This window comes from Xanthomonas hortorum, assembly GCF_040279205.1.
Classification (GTDB): domain Bacteria; phylum Pseudomonadota; class Gammaproteobacteria; order Xanthomonadales; family Xanthomonadaceae; genus Xanthomonas; species Xanthomonas hortorum_F.
Map to the genome: position 1 here is coordinate 1 of NZ_JBEOLS010000064.1, position 22,597 is coordinate 22,597.

The following is a 22,597-nucleotide window of genomic DNA, read 5'->3' on the forward strand; positions in this document are numbered from 1 at the left end:
AGTTGCCAAAGCGCTTGGGTAGGCCGCGCCATTTGCAGCCATGCTCGGCAACGTAAAGGATGGCGTTGACCACTTGCAGGTTGGTCATGCTGACATTGCCGCGCTGCGCCGGCAGGCAGTGTTCGATTAGAGAAAATTGTGCTGGCGTGATCTCCATGCACGATAGTTTAATCGCTCGGGCCATTAGTGTTAACAGGCCCTAGTAACAAACCGGAGTCATCGGTAGGTGACGAAGAACTGGAATCCACGCCTCATCGGATATCCAACGTGATGCCTGGAAAAAACGGTAACACGGCAGCGAGCTCGGCATCATCATTTGGCAGTTATCTGGGGCATACAAATACTCCATTCCAGCGACCTGTGCCGTCCGTAATGCAGTGGTATTAATCGCACAAACGATTGCATGACAAAAAATCCGATCACTGGTGCGATATAAGCAGAACCTTGCAGTGCAGCATCTGGCGATAAACGATAAATTTACTGTTCGGCTCGCTATACGCGCCAAACCACTGCATCAGTCCGCTTCGAATATCCAGGCTCATCCAATCGGATTCCGCGCAGAACGTGGAGAAATTCCCGTTTTGAAGTTGAGGCCGACGGAGCAAGGAACGTGCGCTGTTCCGGATGAGCCACGCAGTTTCCGTCAGCGAGCCGGAGCAAACCAGTCGACAGTTTGTATGTGTGTAACGGATGAGTTTATGGTTAGTGATATTCAGCACAGTTTCAGTTGTGCGGCTTCGCCTATTAATCGCATCAGGTTCGTTATTGGGATTGGTATTAATCGCCGTCGCGTTTGAACTATCCGGGATGGAGTAGCGAGCGCTGCTTTAAACCGACTCAACCATTAATCAACTCGCGTCTTTGAAGGCGCGTGCATGGGCACGCGTCGGTCTTGGCACGGCAATCAGGGGGCAATAAAATGAATCGTGCATTTGCGCTGGTCTGGAACGCAGCTATTGGCAATTGGGTCGTCACGCATGAGTTGGTGCGTCGGCGGCGCAAGTCCGGGGCAACCCGCCGCTGTCTGTCGAGCCTGGTTGTGCTTGCGGTGGGGGCCGCTGCACCCGGTCTGGCCTGGGGAGCATGCACACCTGCGTCGCCTGCAGCGGGCGCAACCGTTACCTGCTCGGGATTGCCGATTACCAGCAATAGCTTTGCCAGCAGTGCAAACAACCTGACCGTCAACGTCGCGGCCGGCTCGCAGATGACCGCCGGGTTGCTCGGCGGCACCGCCATCGCGCTCAGCGGCACCAACGCCACGCTCAACAACGGCGGCACGGTCGATCCGTCGGTGCTTGGCTTGCTGTCGGTACTAAGCACCGGCGTCACCATGGGCAATGCCACCTCCACATCGGTGATCGCCAACAATCTTGCTACCGGCACGATTTACGGTACCGGCGGTTTGCTCGGTGCCAACCTGCTCAATCTCGACGGCATGGCGCTGGGCATCACCTCGGCCAGCAATGGTGTGGTGCAGATCAACAACGCTGGCCTGATCGATAGCCGTGCGTTGCTGGGTTTGTCGGTCCTGGGCTCGGACACACCGGTCATCGCGGTCAGCGGTGGCGGCACGGTCAACGCCGTCAATACCGGCACCATCAACGGACGCGTGGGCTTTCAGAGTTCGGCCACCGGCAATACCTTCGTCAACTCCGGCACCATCAACGGCAGTGTGTCGATGGGTGCTGGCAGCACCAACAGCTTCACTGCGGTCACCAGCGGCAGCGTCAACGCAGCTGGCGGACTGGCGCTCGAATTGCTGGGACCCGGTGGCTTGCTGAGCTTTGCGCAGACCGGTGTTGTCGATGGCGGTGCAGGCGGCACCAATACGCTGATCCTGCAGAACTCGGCTACCGGCACTGGCAGCGGCAGCACCGGCGTCGGATCGCTCAGCACGGCGCAGTACATCAATTTCGGCAGCCTGCGCGTCAACAGCGGAACCTGGTCGGTCGGTGGCGGCAGCAATTTCGGCAGCAGCGCGCTCAATGGCGGCGTGCTGCAGTTCGCAAACCCTGCCCAACTCGGCACCAGCATCGCTGCCAATGGCGGTGCACTGGAGGCCGCTGCCGCAGGGTTGACGCTGAATCCCACCGGCGGCATCGCGCTGGCTGCAGGCGGCTTGACCCTGCAAGGCACCAACGACCTGACGGTTGCCAGCCCCGTCACCGGCACCGGCGCATTGACCAAAACCGGTACCGGTGGGCTCGGCTTGACCGGTGCCAATACCTTCAGCGGCGGCGTGAACCTGCTCGGTGGCGCGCTGACCGTCGGCAACAACGGCGCGCTGGGAAGTGGCACCGTCAACGCAACCGGCGGCAGCGTGCTTTCAAGTGCTGCAGTCAATTTGCCGAATGCGTTCGTACTCGGCAATAACGTCAGCATCGGCGGTGCCAATAACGTGCGGCTCGGCGGTGTTGTCAGTGGAACAGGCGCGCTGACCAAGGTCGGCACCGGCACGCTGACCCTTGGCGGCACCAATACCTACGCCGGTGGTACCTCGCTGGGTGCCGGCACCGTGCTGCTGGAAAACTCCGGTGCGCTCGGCACCGGCACGGTGACCGCAGCGGGCGGACTACTGGATACCACTGCTCCGCTGACACTGAACAATGCATTTGCGCTGACCAACACCCTGGGCCTGGGTGCCAGCAGCAACGCGCTGACCTTGAGCGGCACGCTTGCCGGTGCCGGTGGCATCAACAAGACCGGCACCGGCACGCTCGCGCTCAACGGCACCAATACGTATACCGGCGGCACCACGTTGGCGTCGGGCGCGTTGCAGCTCGGCACGGCGTCCGCATTGGGAACGGGCGCATTGAATGTCACCGGCCCGGCCAACCTGAGCACCGGCGCTGCGTTGACGGTGGCCAACGGCATCAACCTCGCCGGTCCGTTGAACTGGACCGGCGCGCAGGCGCTGACCCTCAGCGGTGCCATCACTGGCGGCGGCAGTTTGATCAAGAGCGGTGCGGGCGACCTCACGCTGACCAACAGTAATGCCTATACCGGCGGTACCACGCTGAGCACCGGGCGGCTGGTGGTCGGCTCCAACGCGGCGCTGGGCACCGGCACGCTGACCGCCAGTGGCGGCGTGCTCGATGCGGCTACAGCGGCAACGCTAGGCAACGCCATTACGTTGACCGACACCATGGGCGTGGGCAGCAACGGCACCGCCTTGAACTTGACGGGCACGATTGGCGGCAGCGGTACGTTGAACAAACTCGGCACCGGCACACTCACGCTCGGTGGGCTCAATACCTATGCCGGCGGCACGCTGCTCAATGCCGGCGTCCTGCAGGTGACCAATGACGGATCACTCGGCAGCGGTGCATTGACCGTCACCGGTAATGCCAGTCTGCAGGGCACGGTACCTACCACAGTGGCCAACGATGTTGCGCTGACCACCGGCGCGCTCAGCCTCGATGGCACGCAGGCACTGACCCTGAGCGGCGATATCAGCGGTGTGGGCAGCCTGATCAAATCCGGCAGTGGCGACCTGACATTGAGCGGCAACAGTCTGTACACCGGCGGCACTGCGCTCAACACGGGCCGGCTCATCGTCGGCAGCGACACTGCACTGGGTGTTGGCGCACTCAATGCAGCCGCCGGTACCACGTTGGATACGGCGGCAGTGAGCACGCTCGCCAATGCGATTGCACTGGCTGGCCTGGTCAATGTGGGTGGCAGCAATGCGCTGACGCTCAATGGTGCGATCACCGGCGCCGGCAGTCTCGACAAGCTCGGTCCGGCCAGTCTGACATTGGCCGGCAACAACACCTATGCCGGTGGTACGCGCTTGTCTGCAGGCAGTCTGGTACTGGGCAGCGATACGGCGTTGGGCACAGGCATCTTGACCATCGGCGGCGGTCTGCTCGACAGCACCGCAGCACGCATTGTCGATAACAACGTGGCACTGGAAGCGGATCTGCAACTCGGCGGCAGCCAGGATCTTGCGCTCAACGGCGTTGTCAGCGGCGTGGGTGGGGTGATCAAGGACGGCGGCGCCACACTCACCCTGGGTGGACCAAACACCTTTGCCGGCGGCGTGGATCTCAATGCAGGCGCGTTGCTGATCGGCAACGCCACTGCACTGGGCAGCGGCGTGCTGACGGCAGCCGATGGCACGCAACTGCAAGCCACCACCGCAACCACGATCGGCAACGATGTCGCCTTGAACGGCGCGCTGTCGCTTACCGGCAACAACGATCTTGGCGTGACCGGTATCGTCAGTGGCGCAGGTAGCCTGATCAAGCAGGGTGCTGGTGCGCTCACGCTCACCGGCAACAACCTCTACACCGGTGGCACCGTGCTGGACACGGGCACCTTGGTGGTTGGCAGCAACACTGCACTGGGCACCGGCGCACTCACTGCTGCCGATGGGACGCAACTCACTGCCAGCACTGCAGTAACGTTGCAGAACGCGCTCAACGTTGCCGGTCAACTCGGCATCGATGGCCAGGACCTCACGCTCGATGGCGTGATCGATGGCGCCGGCAGCTTGGTCAAGAACGGCCCCCAGACGCTCACCCTCACTGGCAACAATACCTGGGTGGGCGGCCTGCAATTGCAGGGCGGCGCGTTGCTGGTCGGCAGCGATACCGCACTCGGACTAGGCACGCTGACTGCGGCGGCTGGCACCACGCTGGATGCCACCACCGCAGTGACACTGGGCAATGCGCTCGCATTGAACGGCGCGTTGACGCTGCCCGGCACGCAGGACACCACTCTCAATGGCGTGATCAGCGGCATCGGCAGTCTGGATAAACAAGGCGCGGCCACGCTGACCTTGAACAACGCCAACACCTTCAGCGGGGGCGTTGCGCTGGATGCAGGGCGTGTGGTGCTGGGTAACGACACTGCGTTGGGAGTGGGTGGTCTGCTGGTCGGCGGTTCTGCGGAACTGGATACCAATGCAGCGCTGACGCTGGGCAACACGGTGCAGTTGAATGATCAGCTCACCCTGATCGGCAGCAACGATCTGACGTTGAACGGTGCCATCAACGGCACCGGTAGCCTGATCAAGAATGGCGCCACCACGTTGTCGCTCAATGCAGGCAACACGTACGCAGGCGGCACCACATTGGCTGCGGGCACCATTGCGGTCGGTGCAAACGATGCACTAGGTACCGGCAGTCTGTCGGTCGTCGGCAACGCGGCGTTGAGCAATGCAATTGCGGTGGCTTTGGGCAACGACATCGCGCTTGGCGCAGCGCTCACCGTGGACAACGGCGCAGACATGCTGGCCAGCGGCAACATCAGCGGTGCCGGCGACTTGATCAAGACCGGCATCGGTACCTTGACCTTGACTGGCAACAATACCTACACCGGCCCGTTGGCGATTCAGGCCGGCACGCTGGTGGCCAGCACCGGCGCGGCGTTGGGTAATGCCAGCAACGTCGATGTCGCGGCGGGCGCAGTGTTGAACCTGACCAACGGTGGTTTGATCACGGCGCTCAGCGGCGCTGGCAATGTCGACACCGATGCGGGCGGCACGCTGCAATTGGGCGGCGGCGATTTTGCCGGCAGCCTGGGCGGTGGCGGCAATCTGGACAAGGTCGGCGTGGGCACGGTGCGCTTGCTCGGCACCAGTGCGATCGGTGGTGCCACCCAGGTCAGTGGCGGTACGCTGGATGTGATCGGCAGTCTCGGCACCAGCGCGTTGAACGTTGCGCTCGGCGGCACGCTGACGGGCACCGGTCCCAACGGCAGCGTGGCCAGTGGCGTGACCATCGGCGATGGCGGCCGGCTTGCGTTGACCAGTGGCTCCTCGCTCAGCGTGGGTGGTTTGTCGCTGGCATCGGGCGCGTTTCTCGATGTCGCACTGGCAGCGCCGAGCAACACGCGGCTGCTCGCAGTCAATGGCGATCTCACCCTGGACGGTACGCTCAACATCACCGATATCGGCGGTTTCGGCACCGGCGTGTATCGCTTGATCGACTACACCGGCTTGCTCACCAATAACGGGTTGGCCTTCGGCGTGATTCCCGGCAGCGTGGATCTGAGCCAGCTCGCCTTGCAGACCGCCATCGGCCAGCAGCTCAATCTGGTGGTCACCGCGCCGGGCAGCATCGTGCAGTTCTGGGACGGCGTGCAGACCACGGCGAATGGCACGGTCGATGGCGGCGCCGGCACCTGGGGCGCGGCCACCAACTGGACCAGCCAGGACGGCACCGCCAACAGCACCTGGCAGGGCGATTTTGCGGTGTTTGCCGGTACCGCAGGTGCGGTGGGCGTGCAGGGCACGCAGAGCATCGGTGGCCTGCAGTTCGTCACCGATGGGTATCAGTTGACCGATGCCGGCGCCGGTGCGCTGGACGTGGTCGCCCCGTTGACCGCAGTGCGTGTGGACCCGGGTGCAACTGCCACGATCGATGTCGCAATTTCCGGCGTTGGTGGCGTGGAGAAACTCGACACCGGCACGCTGGTGCTCGACGCGGCCAACAGCTACACCGGCGGTACGGCACTCAGCGGCGGCACCCTGGTGCTCGGTGATGCGCAGGCACTCGGCACCGGCACGTTGACTGCGGCAGCCGGCACCAACCTCGATAGCAATCAAGCATTGGCAGTGGGCAATGCGGTAGTTCTCGGCGGTGCGCTCAATCTGGTGGGCAGTAACGATCTGACCTTGTCCGGTGCAATCAGCGGTGCGGGAAGTCTGATCAAGAACGGTGCGTCCACGCTGACGCTGGATGGCGCCAACAGCTATGTCGGCGGCAGCGTGTTGAACGCAGGCACGTTGGCGGTTGGCAGCAACAGCGCGTTGGGTGCCGGCAGCCTGTCTGTGCTGGGCAATTCCACCTTGAGCAATGCGATTGCGCTGGCCTTGGGCAATGCGGTCAATCTCGGTGCCGATCTGACCATTGCCAGTGCGGACGATCTGGCACTGACCGGTGCCATCAGCGGTGCCGGTGCGTTGACCAAGAACGGGTTGGGCACACTGACCTTGTCCGGCCCCAACAGCTTCACCGGCCCGGTGGCGGTGCAAGCCGGCGTGCTGGCAACTGCGGCACCTGGCGCATTGGGCAACGCCAGCGCAGTGGATGTCGCTGCAGGTGCCGGGCTCTCGCTGGGCAGCAATACGGCGCTGGGCGCGGTGACCGGGCAGGGCAATGTCGCGATCCTTGGCGGCAATACGCTGCAGCTGGGCGTCAACGATGTCAGCAGCACCTTTGCAGGTAGCCTGAGCGATGCCGGCAATCTGGAGAAGGTGGGCGCAGGCACGGTGCAGCTCACCGGCACCAGCACGCTCGGCGGCGCCACCCAGATCACCGCAGGCACGCTGGATGTGGATGGCGTTCTGGCCAGCACTGGCGGTGTGACCGTCGCAACGGGCGGCACGTTGAGCGGTAGCGGCGAGGTCGCTGCACCGGTCACCGTCAACGATGGCGGCCGTCTGGTGGTGACCAGCGGTGCGGTGTTGACCACGGGCACGTTGAACCTGGCGCCCAATGCCAGCATCGATGCGTTCCTCGGTACGCCCAGCACCACGGGTGTGTTGGCGGTCAACGGCGATCTCACCCTGGACGGCACACTCAACATCACCGACATCGGTGGTTTTGGAAATGGCGTGTATCGCCTGATCGATTACACCGGCGCGCTGACCAATAACGGGCTGGGCTTCGGCACCATTCCGGGCACCATCGATCTCACCCAGTTGACGCTGCAAACCGGGTTGTCGCAGCAGGTCAACGTGGTGGTCTCCGCACCCGGCACCAACGTGCAGTTCTGGGATGGTGCGCAGACGCTGGCCAACGGCAGCATCGATGGCGGTGCAGGCGTGTGGGCAGCCGGTCCGACCAACTGGACCACGGCCGATGGCTTGCTCAACAGTGACTGGCAAAACAGCTTCGCCGTCTTCGCCGGCCCGGCAGGTAACGTGGGCGTGCAGGGTACGCAGGGCATCACCGGGATCCAGTTCGCCAGCGACGGCTATGTGCTGAGCGATGCCGGCGCCGGTGCGCTGAGCGCCAATGCGGCTACCACCATCGTGCGCGTCGATCCGGGCGCCACCGGCACCATCGATGTGAGCATCGGTGGCGCCGGCACGCTGCAGAAACTCGATACCGGCACGCTGATCCTGGGTGCCGCCAACACCTACACCGGCGGCACCGCACTCGGTGGCGGCACGCTGGTGTTGGGCGATGCACAGGCATTGGGTACCGGTACGCTGACTGCTGCAGCGGGCACCACGCTGGATACCGATCAGGCACTGACGGTCGCCAATGCGCTGGATCTGAGCGGTGCACTCACGCTGGCGGGCAGCAACGATCTTACCCTGACCGGTGCGATTGGCGGTGCCGGTGGCTTGATCAAGAACGGTGCGACCACGCTGACGCTCAGCGGCAACAACAGCTATGCCGGCGGCACCGTGCTCAGCGACGGCACCCTGGCCGTCGGCAGCAATACCGCGCTGGGTAGCGGCGGTTTGTCGGTGGTCGGCGATGCGGTGCTGAGCAATGCAGTTGCCGCAACACTCGGCAACGCGGTCACGCTGGGGGCTGCGCTCACTGTCGATAATCCGGCGGATCTGACCCTGGCCGGCGACATCAACGGCAGTGGTGCATTGATCAAGACCAACACCGGCACGCTGACGCTGGATGGCAGCAACAGCTACACCGGTGGCACCACGCTCAACGCCGGCACGCTGGTCGGCGATAGCGCAAGTTTGCAAGGTGCGATCGTCGACAACGCGACCCTGGCGTTCAACCAGGTGGGCGATGGTGTGTTCACCGGCTCGATCACCGGCACTGGCACTGTGATCAAGGATGGCGCCGGCGCTCTGTTGCTCAACGGTGCGAATGGTTACACCGGTGGCACCACGATCGTTGCAGGCACGTTGATCGGCGACACCACCAGCCTGCAGGGCGACATCGCCAACAACGCGGCCCTGGTCTTCAATCAGGCCACCGGCGGCGTGTATGCAGGCACGGTCAGCGGCACTGGTTCGCTGGAAAAGGCCGGTACTGGTGTGTTGCAGTTGATCGGTCCCAACAGCTACACCGGCGGCACAGTGGTCAGTGCCGGCACGTTGATCGGCAACACCACCAGCCTGCAGGGCAACGTGGTGGACAACGGCACGCTGGTGTTCGATCAGGCCAGCGATGGCGTGTTTGCCGGTGCAGTCAGCGGCACCGGTAGTGTGATCAAGCAGGGCGCTGGTGCGCTGACGCTTGTCGCTCCCAACACCTACAGTGGTGGCACCACGATCGCTGCCGGTAGCCTGATCGGCAACACCGCTAGTCTGCAAGGCAACATGCTCGACAATGCGGTACTGGTGTTCGACCAGGCCAGTGATGACACGTTTGCCGGCAACATCACCGGTAGCGGTGCGTTGATCAAGACCGGGGCCGGTGCACTCACGCTGGATGGTGTCAACGCCTACCTCGGTGGTACCACCATCGCTGCCGGCACGCTGATCGGCGATACCGACAGCCTGCAGGGCAACATCGCCAATAACAGCGCGCTGGTGTTCCAGCAGACTAGCAATGGCACCTACGCAGGGACGTTGTCGGGCACTGGCAGCCTGCTCAAGGATGGTGTGGGTACCTTGCTGGTCACTGCAAACAGCGGTGGCTTCACCGGGCCGACCACGGTCGCCGCAGGCACCTTGAGCGTGGGCAATCCGGCCAACCCGGGCGCTGCGTTGGGTGGGCCGGTGACGGTGGGTCCGGGCGGCACGCTCACCGGCAGCGGCAGCATCGGTGGCCTGACCTCGGGCGGCACCGTGGTGATCGGCGGCACCACCGGCACGATCAGTGTCGGCGGCAATGCCACGCTCGGGAATGGCTCCACCTTGCAGGTCACGCCTGGCGCAGGCGGTGCGGTCACACCCATCAGCGTAGGCGGTGCGGCCACGCTGGCACCGGGCAGCACGCTGCAGTTGGTGCGTGCGACGGATCTGCCGTTGTTTACCGAGATTCCGGTGATCAATGCGGCTGGTGGGCTCACCGGGCAGTTCAGCAACGTCGTCTCCGATTACGCCTTCGTCGAGCCGAATGTGAGCACCAGCGCCACGGCGTTGTCGGTCTCGTTTGGGCGCAACGCTGTGGGGATGGTCGATGCGGTCACCGTGCCAAACCAGCAGGCTGCTGCAGCTGCCGTGGATGGCTTGCCGACCACCAACCCGGTCTACCAGGCAGTGGTGCGCCTGCCCGACGATCCGCAGGCGATCAGCACCGCGTTTGCCTCGCTGTCTGGCGAAAGCCATGCCAGCACGGCCACTGCGTTGCTGGATAGCCGCTTCCTGCTGAGTGGCGTCGGCAACCATCTGCGTGGCGATAGCCAGGACGCGCGCGTGGGCGACACCACGGTATGGATCACCGGCCGCAGCCTGCCCAATCGTGTCGATGGAGACGCCAACACCGCATCGGTGCGACGCGAGGACAACGGCATCATGGCCGGTGCAGAACGGCGCATCGGCGAGCGCAGTGTGGTTGGGATCGCGGTCGGTAATCAGGACATCGAAACCCGCTCGCGCGAATCCTTCGATCGCTCCGATATCGATGGCACCCATGCCGGCATCTACGGCCAGGCCGATTGGTCCGCGTTTGCGCTGCAAGCCTCGGTCGACTATGCCGATTACAGCGTGGACAGCACGCGTCGGGTGATGCTGCCCGGCGTGCTCGAAGAGCGGCTGAGCAGTAATTACGACGCCAAGGCCATCACCGTGTCGCTGGAAGCGGCCTGGAATCTGCGCACCGGCAACGCGGTGTACAGCCCCTTCATCGCGGCCGACTACACGCATCTGAAGACCGATGGTTTCAACGAGCGCGGCGGTATTGCCGGGCTGTCGGTGGACAGCGCCAAGGACGAGTACACCACCAGCACAGTGGGTGTGCGTGGGCGTTGGCAGCTGGGCCAGGCGGCCGGGTTGTATGCGTCGGTGGGTTGGCGGCACGCGTTCGGCGACCGCGCTGTGGAACGTTCGGCCGGTTTCATCGGCACCGGCTCGCAGTTCTCGGTGCAGAGCGTCACCCTGGCGAAGAATGCGGTGGTCGGCGAGTTGGGCGTGAGCCTGATTACCTCGCCTGCCAGTCGCCTGTCGTTGTCGTTGCAAGGACTCAACGGCGATGGCCAGACCGCGTACGGCGGCCAGGTCACCTGGGGCTGGAACTTCTGATTCACTGCAGACCAAAAAGCCCCGGCACTGCCGGGGCTTTTTTTTGGCCGATACCAAGGCACGCACATACAGCGTCATGCTTGCACTTGCACTTGCAGTTGCAGCGCACCCGCAATCGCTGGTCGGCCGCGTCAGCAACCGCAGCGTGGGCGTCGTGCATGCCGACTCCGCACACCGGCCACGCAGCCTTGCGGCCACACTGCCGGTCTGCAGACGGCGCTTAGAACTGCCAGCGCAGGCCGACATTGGCGTTGATGCTGTTGGCATCCGACCGACCACGCTCGGCACCCACGTTGCCGTAGATCGAGAACGCATCGTTCAACTGGTAACGCACACCGACCGAGGCACGTAGCGATTGCTTGGACACCGGCTCGCCGGCGACGTTGAAGCGCGCTTCCGGCAAATCGGTGAACCATGCGGTGAAGTCGGAGTTCGGGTTGCCGAACAGCGAGCGGTAAGCAACCAGACCATCGAAGCCCCACTTGCCGCGCGCCAGATGGCCACGCACGCCCACTTCGCCGTAGCCCGCGCGCAGCGTGTCGCTATTGGCACTCAAGCCCAGGCCGGTGGCCGATGCTTCGCTGAAGGCATCCTGCTTCTGGCTGACCACACCGATGGCAACGAACGGCGACAAACCCGCGTGCGGCAGCAGGCCGAGTTCGGCGCGCAGCGACCAGTTGGTGTCATGGCGACGATCCTGCAGACGCTCGCCAATGCTGCCCGCTTGCACGCTGCGTTCGGTTTCTACATTGCTCATGCCATACGAACCGATGCCCGAGAGGTAGGCCTGGCCGATCGGCTGATACAGATACGCCGTCATCGCATAACGGTCCGAGCGCAGACGGCTGGCCGAGGCATCGATGTTTGCACGGTCCTGACCCGAGCTCACCGCCGCACCCACCACCGTGCCAGTGCTGCCCACCGGCAGATCCACACCGAAGGTGGTGGACTGCTGGGTGTAATCGGCCGAGTCGAAACCGTTGCCGCCCAGATTGCCGTCCAGATAGCTGCCCTGCATCCAGGTGGTCAGCGTGGTGGTGTCGGCCAGGTAGGGCAGGCGATCGGCCGCGACGCGCGCATCGTTGAGCGCGGACTGGAAGCCCAGCGTGCGCTCGATGCCGTGTACCTGGCCAGCCAGGGTCGGCAGCGATGCAGCAACCTGCGCATCGGTCGCCGCCAGCAGCGAGCCGGTGGCGCTGATCAAACCACCCAGATTGTCGGTATCGCCCGAAGCCACACGCGTATCCAGCACCTTGACCAGCGTATCGGCCTGCGCGGCACCGTTGACCACCGATTGCGGCGCACCGGCCGCCTGCGCGCTGGCGGCGGAGGCATTGCGGGTCAGCGTGGCGGTGACGGTGGTGGGGTCGTAGGCGAGTGAGGCGGTCCAGAAGAAATTGTTGGCGTACTGCACGCGATCGAAGGTGCCCTGCAGGTTGCCCGCCTGGACGATCTTTTCGCTGCTGCCGACGGTGTAGCCAGCCGCTTCCGGCAGCAGCAGCAGATTGCCCTTCAGGCTGGCCTGGCCGGTGACGGTCAAGCCCTTGCCCAGTTCGAGTGCGGTGGTGCCGGTGTTGTTGACCAGGCTGTAGTTACCGTTGATCACACCGCCGTGCGATTCGAACGTGGCCGAGTTGAGCACGATCACATCCGAGCGCAGGCTGCCGGACAGTGCGAGCACGCCGTCGCTGATGCTGGTGCCGCCGGTGTAGGTGTTGTTGCCGCTGAGCGTGAGCTTGCCGGCGCCGTTCTTGGTCAGGTTGCCCGCGCCGGAAATGTCGTTGCTGAAGGTGCTGTCGTAGCCGGAGGTCACGTTCGCGGACCAGTTGTTGACGAACTGCGCCGGGCCCTTGATCGCCTTAGCCGAATTGACCAGGCCATAGCCGTACAACGCATCCACGCCCGGGTCGCCCAGATCGGTGGCAGTGGTCAACAAGGTCTGCTGCAGGTTGGAGGCGCTCATCCACGGATACACGCCCAGCACCTGCGCCGCCACGCCGGTGACGGCAGCGGTGGAGAACGAGGTGCCGGCGATCTGGCCCTGCAACTCGGTGCCGGCCAGGGCCGGTGCGAAGTAGCTGCCCGGCGCCACCAGGCACCACTGCGCAGCGGCGCCGCAGTGGTTGGAATAGCTGGTCAGGCCAGCGGCATTGCCGGCGGCGTCGATGTTGATCGCGCCCACTGCCAGCCAGTTGTTGCGCAGGCTGGCTTCCTGCACCGGCGTTGCCGCCGGGTAGGATGCTTCGGACGCGCCTTCGTTACCGGTCGATGCCACGATCAGCGCATCGGCCTGCACCAGCGGAGCCAGGGCGAACCTCCAGGCCAGCGCAGCGTTCGCGCTGCTGGCAGCATCTGCATACGAGGCGCCGATCGAAAGATTGGCAATCCGCACGCCGGCAGCCGCCAGATCCACCGCGGCGCGGCGGGTCTGCTGGGTACCGCAGGAATTTTCAGCACAGATGCGCGCATAGAACAGGTCTGCATCCGGCGCGATACCACCGGCAAAGCCGTCCTGCGCCGACCCCAGCACCAGCGCCGAGATGACCGTGCCGTGGCCGCGCAACGCGTTCGCAGACGACTCCGGCGTGCCGGGGCTGGCGGTGTAGTCATTGAAGCTGTCGACCTTGCCGTTGATCGGCGCGTAGCTCGGCACCAGGTTGTCGTCCAGCACAGCCAACTTCACGCCCTGGCCGCGGGCACCGGCCTGCTGTGCCAGATCCGCATTGGTCGGCACTAGCAGGTTGCTGCGCAGACCCTGGTAACGGGCCGGTGCCGGAGCAGTCTTGGGCAGCGGGTCGGCTGCGGGGGGGGGGGCAGTCGGCATCGGCGTCGGAGCCGGTGTCGTCGGAGTCGCCGGTGCGGGCGTGGACGGCGTCGGGGCCACAACCGTGGTCTGCGGCGGGTCACTGCGGACGTTGCCGCCACCGCCACCGCCGCCACAGGCGGTCAGGACGAGGCAGGATGCGATGGTCGTTGCGAGTAGCGAGCGATTCATAGTTTGTTTAATCCGGTCATTTGGCGCGCCGCTACTGCTGAATATCTGAATTTGGCGCAAAGGTTTCCCACGTCAGCGGTCGTGCCGACGGAGGCGTTTAATTTCACGGGTTATTCACTTTATTCGTCGCTGATCCGTCCCTTCGGATAAGCGCCGCTTAGAACACGGGGAATGCACTGATGCATCCAATCGTGTGCTTGCGAGATTGTTTAACGGCGCTATCCAGAAACTCTAAAACCTGAATGGTCAGTTGCAATTCAGAGAAAAACCGAGTCGATAGACGTTTGCGAATTAATCCATAGCCAGAAAGGATTAGAACGCCGCTAGCGAGCTCTAGTACAGGGAAAAGTCGGAGCGAACGCGACCGTAAAACATCACATTTCTCAAGGGGCGGCAATCCTAAGTGCGATTGCTATCGCAGTGAATCAGGGATATACCTCAAGCTGTCGGTGAATCCCTCACATGCTGTAGCGGATTCGACCGTAAGTTAGCGAATCTAACGGACTCTGCCGTATGAGCGGCAAATGGTTTTTCCCGCGATATAAAAGCAGCGGGATCTTTATCGCCGGTCAATGTTTAAATTAGTATATCCATCTTAATTTATACTAAGCGGCCACAATCAATGGAATCGATTGTGCAAAATTCAATGGTTTTAGCATGCCAATCAGCCTAGATTTCTGTATGGGCAACTAGGGTGATTCGGGTGGTTACTCGATAGAAACCGAGTCTCTTCAGGCAGGAAAAACGCCATCGCTGGGAGCGAATAGGCGCTTTTTTAGTCCAGCGATCAATCGGGCAATAAAAGGTTGAAGCCCAGCGTGACCCACGGCGTGTTGTCTGCGCCATGCTGATATCCGGCCAGTAGATCAATGCTTGCACGCTCGCCAAACAGGCGCCGCAGTCCAGCCTGCTTGCCAAAACCGCCACGGTCGTCGCCAAACGCCTCGGCCAGCACCGTCCAGGCGGGGCCGAACGTGTGCTCCACGCCCACACTTGCCGTCAGCGCCATCGCCGCGCCGCGGGGCGTGTTCGTGCCCACGTTCAGATGCAGCAAGCTGCGCCGGTCCGCATCCAGCGCAATGCTCACCGGTACATTGAGGATCAGCCCATCCAGCCGCTGCCGGCGCAGATCCCAGTTCGCCCCCAGCGAGGCACCCACGCCCCAGCGCTGCTGGTCCAGATCGCGAAACAGCCGCTTCACGCCCAGTGCGGCGATACCGGCCAGGGATTGGTCGCTGAATGTCGACAGCCCCAGGCTGACTTCGTTGCCGGCCCAGGTGCAGGCAGGCACGGCGGTCAGTTCGCGCCCCGAGCGGGAGCCACGTAGCCAGGTTTCCACCTGGCAGCGTCCTTCAGGGGTCAGTGCGGCATCGTCGGTGGTCAGGCTGGCGGCGGCCTGCGCACGGAACGCAAGCACGGACGCAGCGGCCAGCAGCAGGGCAGGGAACAGCTTCAGGGACATCGGCAATCTCCTGGGTCGGAGTGCCAAAGACCGCGCTTTGGGGTCTAGCAGGATGGTTGGGGTAATGCGAGGCAATGCGTGGGCGCAAGCGCACGCGATAAGCCCCGTCCTGTGCGGACGGAGCCGACCTTGGGTCAGGATCCGTCGGCGCAGGTGCCGCGACGCAATCGACTATGACTGTCCAAGGAGCAGGCCTCTGGGGTGGGGGACGAAAAAACGTGGCGCATGATGCCTGCAAGGCGGTGACGAACGCAGTCGGTAGAGCGCCGCAATGGCGCGATTGCCCTGTCGCGACCGGGTGGGCGCGCCTGCAGGCGCGAGACCTACGGTGCAGATAGACACCGGCCTGCACGTCGTCGATCGATACGACTGCGCGCTACGTATTGTCAGACCTTCGATGTTTCCTGATCGACTGGAGGCGGCGCGCGCGTTCGTAGCTGGAGTGCAGTCGGTTCCACACGTCATCTTCGACGAGCGATTGGTTCTGATCGGTGGGCACAGCGAGGATGAGCTTGCGCAGGCCATCGCAGCGACGCAGTAGGCGGCGCTGCAATGGCCATCGAGCGCAAGATCCAGCAGTCAAACTTCGTGTTCTTCGGTGGCGCCACCGGCATGGGCCTGGCCACTGCCGTTGAGATCGCACGCCGCGCAGGCAATCAAAGCCCACTGCGTTCGTTGGTGAGCGTATCGCTGTCGACCCAGCGTTGGCGGCGATGCTGTGGTCCATCACTTCGGACATCGCGAGCCGTCGGGCAATTGCACTGGCTTGACGGCAATCCAGGCATCGAGGTTTGCAAGTGGAACGGGGTGCTGGTCTCGGGCCATGCTCGACCTCCAGGCGTCTCGCTGCTGGAAGGAGAGAGCGATCCACCGGGCGACCGGCTCAATGCAGTGATCGCCGCGCGCACCTGCGACATGACGATCTGTGTCGACCAATCATCGACAGACGCGATGAACGTGTGACCGGCTGTTTCGCTACGAACCCTTGCCAGGCACCTGGCTGACTGCCATGACAGCCGCTTCCAGACAGATCAGGTAATCGCTGAATCCGCCGGTGGCGCGGGCGTCGCGGCGGGCGCTGGTGTTGACGACCGGGGTGACCAGGCGCGCGATGTGCATGCCGGCGTTTTCCAGCGCGCTGACCAGTGCGACATCTTCGCTGGAGGTGCGTGTGGAAAAACCGCCGGCGGTCAAATACGCGGCGGCGCTCATGCCCAGGTTGGCGCCGTGTACGTGCGGGTGACCGTCGCGCCGGATTTCGGTGTCCATGAAGGCCTTGCGCGTCTCCGGCCGGAAGTCGCGCCAATCGCTGACTTCCACCACGCCGCAGAACACATCGGCCGCGCAGCCGAGCTGTGCCGACAGCCAGTCTGGTGGCACGTTTGTGTCGGCATCAGTGAATGCTAGCCAGCGCGCACCGCGGGAGAGTGCCACAGACGCCGCTGCCGCACGCGCGATACCGACACCGCCGCTGGTCTTGAGCGTCATCGCGCCATGCGCACGTGCGATGCTGCCGGTGAGGTCGGTGCAGCGATCAAGCGCAACGTGGATTTCCACGCGCTCTCCAAACAACTGCGGATGCTGTGCCGCCACCAGGATGGATTGCAGGCATTGCCCGATCAGCGCCGCTTCGTTATGTGCCGGAATGGTCACTGCAATCATCGCAGGCGCTCTCGTTGCGCAATCGATGGCCCGGCCATCCATGCCTGCAGTACGAAATCCGAATCCTGATAGGTGCACAGCGTTTCCAGCGCCAAGGCATCGTTCAAGTCTTGATGGACCTGCTCGGCACTACGCAGTGCTCCTTGAAAGTTGTGGCGCCAGTGACAGGCGACAAGGCAACCGCGCTCGCTGAGCGATTGGGCAAACCCTGCAACCGTCTTTGCGAATGCAGCATCTTCCAGGTAATAGCCAACCTCACTGAATACGATCAGATCGAAGCTGCCATCAGGCCAATCCGCAGGATGCGCCGCCTGCTGCAGGCTCACATGGCGCATCTCGTTAAGACGCGCACTGGCCAGATCGACCGCTTGCTGGGACAAGTCGGTCGCCAGCAATGCATCGCAGCGTTGCGCGAGTGCTGCGGTAAGTTCTCCGTTGGAACAGCCAAATTCCCAGCCATTTGCAAAGCGTGGATGGGGCAGGGTGCCAAGCAGGATGTCGCGTTTGCGGTGCTCGTACCAACGCGAGCGATAGCCGAACGGATCTTCGTTGGCATACATCTGTTCGAAATGTTCAATGCTCAGTGCCGTCATCGGATGAACACCTCAAAAGCGCGATCGAATCGTTCCAAAACATGCGATGGCAGGATCGGCGCTGCGACAGCCGGCGTGCAATTGCCGATCTGCGTTGCGAAACACTGGATGGCGCGCCGCTTTGCCTCCATCACTGTGGGAGACAACTCGAATCGGGTAGCACGCTCGTCGGTAAAAACGCCGTGCTCCGGTTGCGACCAGTGCCAGGCCCATACCGGGTATTGCAGCAAGCGTGCACCTCGGGTGTCGCAGGCAGCCCTGGTGGCGCGCGATGCGGCTTCGTGATCGGGGTGGCCGTCGCGCTGCCAGGTCACCAGCACGGTGTCGTTTGCATCGAGCAAGCTGCCCACCGCAGCTGCAATCTGCGCCTCGCACGCAGCCAGTGCGCCGTCGCCCAATGCAAGATGGGTCAATGCGCTCGGCAACAGGCCAAGGTGCTCGACGGCTGCCTCCAGCTCCAGCCGCCGCGCGGGGCCGAGCACCTGCGGCGCCCAGCCGGGTTCGTCGGGATACGCCAGCTCGCCATCGGTGAGTGCAATGATCAGCACCGGTATACCGGCCGCGCGTGCCGCTGCGATAAGCCCACCGCAGCCGAGCACCTCGTCATCGGGGTGGGGAGCGACAACGGCCAGTCGACGGCTGCCTTGCATGAGTTGAGACAACGAACTGCGCGGCATACCACTCAGACACGCTGCATTGCGCCACACCGCCTCGGGTGTGCCTGCGCCTTCGATTGGCTGGCCGCTCAGATCGTCCATGCGAGATCCTGTTGATGGCAGAGCTCACCCAAGGCTTGCAGATCGCGTTCGCCATGGTGCTGTCGGATGAAGACCGATAAGTCGGCGCAGCGCTGTGCATGCACGCGATCGCCGCAAAGCGGACCCGGGCCCAGTGCGCGGCCAACCCGATCGAGCGTGTCGCGCGCCACCGCCTCGACAACGCTGCGTACCTGCAGCACGCCGCGCATCTGCGAATCCTCCGGTTGCGCGTCGATCTCTTGCGCAAGCTGACGCAATAACGCGCCAGCAGCGGCCAGGCCTGCGTCGATAGCGCCAAGGTGCGCGGCGGCATGCGGATCGCGGTCTACGCGCGATGCTGAGCGCAGCACATCGGCAACGGCGATGGTTGCGCCAAACCAGCATGCGGCGATGCCGGCACCACCATGCCAGAACCCTGGCCGTGTCAGATATGCATCGCTCGCTCCAACCTGCTGCGCGGGAACCCTGGTGAAGGTCACATTGGCGGTCTCGATGTCGCGCATGCCGATCGCCTGCCACCCACTTGCATCTATCTGCACACCGGGTTGATTCAACGCCACCGCAAACAGACAGCTGGCACCGGCATACTGCGTGGTCACCAACGCGTGCGTGACCTGGGCCGCGCCAGAGCACCACGCCTTGGTTCCTTCGAGCGTACTGCCGGTGAAGCGCATGTCCGAACCCGGTGGCTCTGCCGCCCACACCGCCCACCGCTGCCCGGGTTTGATGAGATCGGCAGCCAGATCAGCGCAAATGGACTGCGCGTCGTAATGCGCTTCCAAAAACTTGGCCACACACAAATCCTCTGCAGCGATATCGGCGAGCACTTGCCAGCGTTCGACGGTGCGGCCACGCCCTGGTAGAGGAAGCACAGGGTGATCGCGCAACCACCGCTGCAGCATTGATTGGTTGAGTCCGTTCGTTGCAGCGGGGTTGTCAGGCGATGAAAAAACTGAATCGTTGGATGTGATGCGTGCGCTCATCGCAGGGAAGCTAAGCAGCGGTCGGTGCAAAGGGTGTGAGGTGATCAGCGGATGACATCGCTTTGAAGCGGGCCGTGCAATTGGGGGGCGGCACTGCAGCTGCCCTGTTTCTAGTGACCTACGAACGCCTCAATCTGTTGCACCAGACCACGGCGCGTGTAGGGTTTGCTCAGGAAGATGGTGCGCTCGGGCAAACCGTTGGGCGAGCGGCCCAGACCGGAGGTAAGGATGGCTGGCACATTGTTGCCATTCGAGCGCAGGTAAGAGATGAGACCATAGCCGTCCAGCAGGCCCGGCATTTGCAGGTCGGTAAAGAGCAGGTCGATCCCCGGATAGTTGTCGATATGTTCGAGCGCTTCCTGGGCATCTGCAGCAGTCACAACCGCATATCCAATATCCGACAGCAACAGCGCAGCGACCTCAAGGGTGTCAACATCGTCGTCGACCACGAGGATCAGTTTTTCGTTCTTGAATTCCATAAAGCAGGTGTTCTGAGGATGCCCGCACCACACTACGTTTCCCACGCGAAAGGCATGTGATCGATTTGAGTACGATGAACACAACGCAAGATTTTCCCGATCATCGCTACCGGCAAGTGGTCGAACTCTCGCTGGATTCCATCAAGGAAATTTCGTTGGATGGGCGCGTCAAATTCGTCAATGCGCATGGTCTGGCACGTGTGGCGGCAGAGCATGCCAGGTCCATCGTAGGCGAGCGCTGGTCGTCGTTGTGGCCGGAAGAATTCAGGCCGCGCGTGGAAGATGCGCTTGCGGCTGCTGGTCAAGGATTGTCCCAGCAATTCGAAACCGAGTGCACCGGTGCCGATGGCCAACGCCAGTTCTGGCTGGTGTCCACCAGCCCGCTACGCGATGCATACGGCAATATCGAAGGCGTGCTGGCGGTCAATCGCGACATCACCGAGCGCCGGCAATCGCAGCAAGCGCTACGCACGCTCAACCAGACGCTGAGCGCACGCAACGACCCATTGATCAGGCAAAGCGAACTGTCCAACGCCATTGGCTACGAGCTCAACAGCAACGACAGTAGCGGCCGCGATGTGGAAGGTGAACTCGATATCGCGCGCGCAGCCCAGCGACTGGCCGAGACCGTCGCCGAGCGGGCGCAGGAGGGAGAGGCCGTTGGGCAATTGCTGGCAGGGGTGGTCCACGACCTCAATAACGTGCTGCAAACCGCGGGCGCTGCCATCGAAGTGGTTCAGTCTCGCGGCGCTGTCATCGCCGAAGACAGGAAGATTCTGCGCTTGGCCGAGGGCGCCTTGCAGCAGGGCTCGATTATGGCGCAGCGGCTGCTGGGGTTCGCGCGCAATCACCCGTACGCACCCGAAGAGGTGGATCTCAACGAGCTGGTCGCACGGCTGCTGCCCTTGCTGCAACAGGCAGCGAGTAACAAGGTGTCTATCGAGTGGACACCGGCAGCGATCAGGAGCGTGGTGTTGGTCGATCCGCATACATTGGAACGCGCGCTTTTGAATCTGGTAATCAATGCACGCGACGTCTGTGGCGAGCACGGCAAGGTCGGTATTGCCGTGGCACAGTGCACGCTTGCCGATGCCGACGAGATAAGCGCTCGCCGCAGTGGCGACTACGTCACCATCGCGGTCAGCGACAACGGCAGCGGTATTACGCCCGAGGTACGTAAGCATTTGTTCGACGCCTACTTCACAACGAAGCCGGCGGGGAAGGGCACCGGCTTGGGTTTGGCGCAAGTCGACGGCGCAGTGAGACAGGCCAATGGGTTCATCGATGTGGCATCCGAGCCCGGGCAGGGCGCGTGCTTCACGTTGGGGTTCCCTGCAGTTTGACTGTTCTGGCCAGATTGAGGCATCGCCACCGGGCAAAGACTTCCTTACATCTGCAGAATCGAGCTTGGGTAGGTCTTCATCGATCGACACGATGCCTCGAACGGCGTACCCATGTCAGCTGTCTTCAAGAATGCCCAACGCCGAGAGCTTGCATCTGCCCATCCATTGCCTGGCGTAATGCCTCGCAGCAAGTTGGGTATCGAATCTGACATCCGGCGGTTTGTAACCGCGCAGGGTGATGCCATCTTCGAAAGAAACAAGAATTTCCGGAGCGTACAAGGCACCTGCCGGCGCCGTGTGCGCCGTCAATCGGTAGTGACCGATGTTCCGGATCATGGTGAGTTCCATACACACCTCAGTGCCTGCATTGAGCGGCTTGAACCAGTAAGGCTTGCCCAGCAAGAAGTTCTCGATTCCAGATTGGGCGCTAATTTTGCAACTTGCAAGCAATCAACGGGATTCATTGCTGCTGTTTGCATGAAGCTTTAAACAGGGCAGATCGCATACACAGGTCGCTCCTAGGTAAAAGGATTCATAAAGCAGCGGAACGATTTCATTGCCGGGCTTGTTACTCGATATAGCCAGCGGTGGCGATTAGAAATTGATCAACCTAATGGTGTTCCGAAAGCAATCCGCCGCAAATAAAATCGCGACACGCAGCGGACCTCGATCAACAAAAACTACTCACCACGCATCATTGCTGACGTGAATCCGGACTTGAGGCGTGTGCACGTTCTGTGAGATGGCTGACATCAAATCCTTGAAACTTGCAGAGCAGCTAGGTGCAAGCTTGACGCCACCCAACCGGCACGCAAAGCGTGAGCTGGCATCGACTCACAGCACCGCGACGGTCCACAGACGATCATGGCGCGCATGAACAGCAGTAACCAGATCTCGGTGCGCGCGTTTTCCGCTGCACCCAAGAACACCGCGAGCGATGCCAGCAGTCTCATCGAAGTGCATCTGTCCAGCAGCCCGGATCCGCGCTGGCGTGCCTGCTTCAACTTTGTTCTGCAAGGCCGGGAGATCGCGTACCTGCAGGACAAGCCGGTGTTCGACCACGCGAGCTTCAAGGCGACCCTGTTGCCCGGATACGCGGATTCCTTCCGGCAGGAACTGCCAGAGCTCATCGCAGCGGCAAGCGCGCTTGCGCGTGCCCAGACCAATAAAGACGCCAGCCGCTAGCATCTACATTGCGCTCCTCAT

General features: G+C 62.8%; 14 protein-coding genes. 5 read left to right on the plus strand and 9 right to left on the minus strand.

Features of this window, described 5'->3' with window-relative positions:
- Positions 1-157: transposase (locus tag ABS769_RS19050; RefSeq protein WP_233368074.1), on the minus strand; the 157-nt coding region annotated here is incomplete at its 3' end.
- 762 nt (positions 158-919) lie between these two features.
- Here ABS769_RS19050 and ABS769_RS19055 point away from each other — a divergent pair.
- Complete coding sequence (locus ABS769_RS19055) at positions 920-11,116, plus strand: autotransporter-associated beta strand repeat-containing protein (protein WP_350498245.1); 10,197 nt, start codon at positions 920-922, stop codon at positions 11,114-11,116.
- Between the two features lie 220 nt (positions 11,117-11,336).
- On the opposite strand, the gene ABS769_RS19060 is transcribed toward ABS769_RS19055, so the two are convergent.
- The gene (locus ABS769_RS19060) at positions 11,337-14,111 is read right to left on the minus strand and encodes a S8 family serine peptidase (protein WP_317061534.1); all 2,775 of its coding nucleotides are present in this window, start codon (positions 14,109-14,111) and stop codon (positions 11,337-11,339) included.
- A 787-nt stretch (positions 14,112-14,898) separates the two neighbouring features.
- Entirely contained in the window at positions 14,899-15,573 is a 675-nt protein-coding gene (locus ABS769_RS19065; RefSeq protein ID WP_317061535.1) for a hypothetical protein, read from the minus strand.
- Positions 15,574-15,901: 328 nt separating this feature from the next.
- Between ABS769_RS19065 and ABS769_RS19070 the strand changes: the two genes are divergently transcribed.
- Together ABS769_RS19070 and ABS769_RS19075 are read left to right on the plus strand one after the other, a co-directional pair.
- Positions 15,902-16,114: a hypothetical protein gene (locus ABS769_RS19070; protein WP_317061536.1), complete on the plus strand. Its 213-nt coding sequence runs from the start codon at positions 15,902-15,904 to the stop codon at positions 16,112-16,114.
- Positions 16,115-16,125: 11 nt separating this feature from the next.
- On the plus strand, positions 16,126-16,536 hold the full coding sequence (locus ABS769_RS19075) for a hypothetical protein (RefSeq protein ID WP_317061537.1): 411 nt from the start codon (positions 16,126-16,128) through the stop codon (positions 16,534-16,536).
- 12 nt (positions 16,537-16,548) lie between these two features.
- Here the strand turns inward: ABS769_RS19075 and ABS769_RS19080 are convergent, their stop codons facing one another.
- The 5 genes from ABS769_RS19080 to ABS769_RS19100 all read right to left on the minus strand — a co-directional run bounded on the left by ABS769_RS19080 (position 16,549) and on the right by ABS769_RS19100 (position 20,048).
- The gene (locus ABS769_RS19080) at positions 16,549-17,235 is read right to left on the minus strand and encodes a glycosyltransferase (RefSeq protein ID WP_317061538.1); all 687 of its coding nucleotides are present in this window, start codon (positions 17,233-17,235) and stop codon (positions 16,549-16,551) included.
- On the minus strand, positions 17,232-17,828 hold the full coding sequence (locus ABS769_RS19085; RefSeq protein ID WP_317061539.1) for a class I SAM-dependent DNA methyltransferase: 597 nt from the start codon (positions 17,826-17,828) through the stop codon (positions 17,232-17,234). The genes ABS769_RS19080 and ABS769_RS19085 overlap by 4 nt, the downstream gene beginning before the upstream one ends.
- Positions 17,825-18,586: a PIG-L deacetylase family protein gene (locus ABS769_RS19090; RefSeq protein WP_317061540.1), complete on the minus strand. Its 762-nt coding sequence runs from the start codon at positions 18,584-18,586 to the stop codon at positions 17,825-17,827. Before ABS769_RS19090 ends, ABS769_RS19085 begins: the two co-directional genes overlap by 4 nt.
- On the minus strand, positions 18,574-19,569 hold the full coding sequence (locus tag ABS769_RS19095) for an acyl-CoA dehydrogenase (RefSeq protein ID WP_317061541.1): 996 nt from the start codon (positions 19,567-19,569) through the stop codon (positions 18,574-18,576). Before ABS769_RS19095 ends, ABS769_RS19090 begins: the two co-directional genes overlap by 13 nt.
- A 110-nt stretch (positions 19,570-19,679) precedes the next feature.
- Positions 19,680-20,048, minus strand: a complete 369-nt coding sequence (locus tag ABS769_RS19100; RefSeq protein ID WP_317061542.1) for a response regulator — start codon at positions 20,046-20,048, stop codon at positions 19,680-19,682.
- 74 nt (positions 20,049-20,122) lie between these two features.
- On the opposite strand from ABS769_RS19100, the gene ABS769_RS19105 reads away from it, so the two are divergent.
- Complete coding sequence (locus tag ABS769_RS19105; protein ID WP_317061543.1) at positions 20,123-21,391, plus strand: two-component system sensor histidine kinase NtrB; 1,269 nt, start codon at positions 20,123-20,125, stop codon at positions 21,389-21,391.
- A 114-nt stretch (positions 21,392-21,505) separates the two neighbouring features.
- Here the strand turns inward: ABS769_RS19105 and ABS769_RS19110 are convergent, their stop codons facing one another.
- On the minus strand, positions 21,506-21,793 hold the full coding sequence (locus tag ABS769_RS19110) for a hypothetical protein (protein WP_317061544.1): 288 nt from the start codon (positions 21,791-21,793) through the stop codon (positions 21,506-21,508).
- A gap of 462 nt (positions 21,794-22,255) precedes the next feature.
- Here ABS769_RS19110 and ABS769_RS19115 point away from each other — a divergent pair, with 462 nt between their 5' ends.
- Complete coding sequence (locus ABS769_RS19115) at positions 22,256-22,576, plus strand: hypothetical protein (protein WP_317061545.1); 321 nt, start codon at positions 22,256-22,258, stop codon at positions 22,574-22,576.
- Positions 22,577-22,597 lie beyond the last annotated feature (21 nt).